The 2,901-nt window shown below is 55.1% G+C and carries 5 protein-coding genes; all 5 read left to right on the top strand.

All coding sequences use genetic code 11. The features are described from left to right. Positions 1 to 167: 167 nt before the first annotated feature. Complete coding sequence (locus tag IGR76_12745; protein ID MBF2079349.1) at positions 168 to 1,172, top strand: zinc-binding dehydrogenase; 1,005 nt, start codon at positions 168 to 170, stop codon at positions 1,170 to 1,172. Between the two features lie 10 nt (positions 1,173 to 1,182). Next, complete coding sequence (locus IGR76_12740) at positions 1,183 to 1,323, top strand: hypothetical protein (GenBank protein MBF2079348.1); 141 nt, start codon at positions 1,183 to 1,185, stop codon at positions 1,321 to 1,323. A 237-nt stretch (positions 1,324 to 1,560) separates the two neighbouring features. Beyond that, a complete protein-coding gene (locus tag IGR76_12735) occupies positions 1,561 to 1,974 on the top strand; it encodes a GNAT family N-acetyltransferase (GenBank protein ID MBF2079347.1) in 414 nt (137 codons plus the stop codon). A gap of 94 nt (positions 1,975 to 2,068) precedes the next feature. Continuing rightward, positions 2,069 to 2,569 carry a damage-inducible protein DinB gene (locus tag IGR76_12730; GenBank protein ID MBF2079346.1) on the top strand — a complete coding sequence of 167 codons (501 nt, stop codon included), beginning with the start codon at positions 2,069 to 2,071 and terminating at the stop codon, positions 2,567 to 2,569. Positions 2,570 to 2,742: 173 nt separating this feature from the next. Beyond that, the coding region (locus tag IGR76_12725; GenBank protein MBF2079345.1) for a hypothetical protein at positions 2,743 to 2,901 on the top strand (159 nt) is incomplete at its 3' end.

Genomic DNA, 2,901 nt, shown 5'->3' with positions numbered 1-2,901 from the left:
CATCGCTGTAGCACAGAGGATGAAGTGCGGGAATGGCTCGAAAATCGCTATCACGGGTAGCGCATCTTTCAGCTTTTCCTCGGATTTAGATCCCAGACCATCCCCTATGGTGAAGACAACGTGGACGCTCACCCACGTTGTCCATCTATCGAGGATTGATTAAACCCATGTATACCGTTGTTGTAGATGCCTTTGGCGGCAGCGATCGCCTCCAGATTGTGGAACAACCCACGCCGGAACCTGCCGCCGATCAAGTCCTTGTCCGGCTCACCAGCATTGGCATGAATTATGCCGACCTGATGGCACGACGCGGCGAGTACAAGCTAATTTCTGGCAATCCACCCTTTACCCCTGGGATTGAAGGGGGGGGATATATTGAAGCGGTGGGCTCGGCAGTGGGCGATCGCCAAGTGGGGCAGCGGGTCGTCCTGAGTCTCGCGGCTCCCGCCTCAAGAGGCTTAGGCAAAGGAACCTATACCTCCCATTTCCTCACCACCCCCGAACACACCATTCCTGCCCCCACAGAGATTCCCGACGATCTGCTAGGGGCACTGTGGTTGCCGTACCTAACCGCTTGGGGTGGCCTGATCTGGCAGTGCAATCTCCAGCCCGGACAGGTGGTGCTGTTGCCTGCGGCCAGTAGCAGTGTGGCGATCGCTGCGTCCCAAGTGGTGAAGCGGTACGGGGGCATCACCCTTGGTACAACCACCAGTCCGGGAAAGGTGGATGTCCTAAACGCGATGCCAGAAGCCCAGTTTGACCATTTGATCGTCACCCAGGATGACACCTGGTGGCGCAAGGTGAAGCAACTGACCCAGGGGCGCGGTGTGGATCTGGCCTTTGACCCGATCGCCGCAGGCCGTTTTCTAAACCAGGAAATTCGCTTGCTGGCGCAGGGGGGAACCATCTGTATTTATGGATTGCTCGGCAAACCGGATGTGGTAGACGTGACGCCCCTAATCCGGAAAATGGGCACGATTCGCGGCTGGCTGTTAAATGGGCTGTCCGGTTCCAATCGGGAGCAGGAAGGCTATCAGCACGTTCTGGAGGCGATCGCCCAAGGTGTCTATCAACTTCCTGTCGCCCAACGCTTTGCCCTCCGCGATGTGTGTGCTGCCCACGAGTCTATGGAAACAGGCAAACACATTGGCAAATTGATCTTGGTGCCCTAGAGGTCGGAGCATGGATATCCCCATTCGAGGGCTGGAATTGACCGATTGGGAGGCGATCGCCACGATTCATACCGTTCCCCAATGCCAACGCCAACCCCTGCGCTTGCCCTACCAATCCGGTGAGTTTTATCGAAGGTCGCCGCCGCTGTGATGCCATTCGCGATGGCGAGTTTGTCGATAGCTACATGATGTCTATAGCAATCCTATTTGGATTGTGAAATGTGCGCCCCGTCGGGGCGCACATTTCACAACTCATCTTTTTCATAAATCACGTAGGAACGCTGTAGAATCCGTGAATAATTGAGGAGATATTTCCCGATGCCACCGTCTATCATCATCCGTCCTGCTACAGTCACCGATCTACCGCGGCCTGGGGGAGTTCTCCGGGGTGCTGCATGCGACCGTTGAAAAACTACAGCACAGTCTATTTGGCGAAACGCCGTTTGCGCGCGTTCTCTTGGTCGAACAATCGGATCAGGGGGTGGGGGTTCCCCTCTACTATTTTCGGTACTCGTCGTTTCAAGCCCGTCCTGGTCTCTGGCTCGATGATCTGTATCTTATCCCTGCGGTTCGGCATCAGGGTATGGGCACGGCACTGATGATCCACCTTGTCCGTATCGTCCAGCAGGTGAACTGCACCCACATTGCCTGGACGGCCAGTGTCAACAATGCATCGGGCATTCGGTTCTATGAAAAAATTGGGGGAACGGTGCTGGAGCAGCGTCAGGATTTGTTCTATTTTCAACTGGATGAAGCATCAATGCGATCGCTAGTTCATCAGGGGGCGATCGCAGCGGCGTAGCTGGATCCATTCACGCATCCTCAGTGACCACTTTATAAGGTTGGATACCCTTGCCCAACTCAAAACTTTGAATTGATACCCCCACGGAGTACCCATGCGCGATCGCACCTATGCCGTCACGATGGCGGAATACAACGAATGGATGAACCAAAAAATCTACGCCATCTGCGCCGAGATTCCCGATGCCGTTCGGAAGAGCGATCGCGGTGCCTTTTTCAAATCCATTCACGGCACGTTGAATCATATCCTCTATGGCGATCGCGCCTGGATGGGTCGCTTTACCCAGCAACCGTTCTACGCCCCGAATATGGGAGTTGACCTATATGCGGACTTTGACGACCTCCACCACGCCCGGATCGCCATGGATCGCACCCTTCTCGATTGGGCGAATGAATTATCCGAAGCGTGGTTGCAGCAACCGTTTGAATACACCAGCAACATCGATCGCGTTACGCGGGTGTTGCCGACTTGGGTACTGGTGACCCACATGTTCAACCATCAAACCCACCATCGGGGGCAAGTGACCACCCTGCTGAAGCAACTCGGTTACGACCCCGGAACTACGGATTTACCCTGGCTGCCCACCTTAGCGTGATCCGCGATGGTGATGGGATGGGTGTGGCCTTCCCGTGTCCGAATGGTTGGGAAACCAAGCAGAGTTTGCGATCGCGTTTGGGAACTCTTAGGATTGAAGCACGCCGATTGCGGGGTAATTCCTACCTGCATCTGGTTATTCTCTAGCTCAATCCTTCTCCTCATCGTTTCCCTATGGCTCCCTCAACTCAGCCGCGATCGCCCAAATCCGGTTCATTACTAGATCGTATCCAGACACATCTGGACTCCATTCCATCGCCGCCCACAGAGGAATCCATTGCGCTGCGGGTGATGGTGCAACTACTAGTCACTGTGGGCATTGTGGCGGTGGAT

This window comes from Synechococcales cyanobacterium T60_A2020_003 (assembly GCA_015272205.1).
Classification (GTDB): domain Bacteria; phylum Cyanobacteriota; class Cyanobacteriia; order RECH01; family RECH01; genus JACYMB01.
Note: the sequence above shows the minus strand (reverse complement) of the source record. Positions and strands in the feature narration are given on the sequence as shown.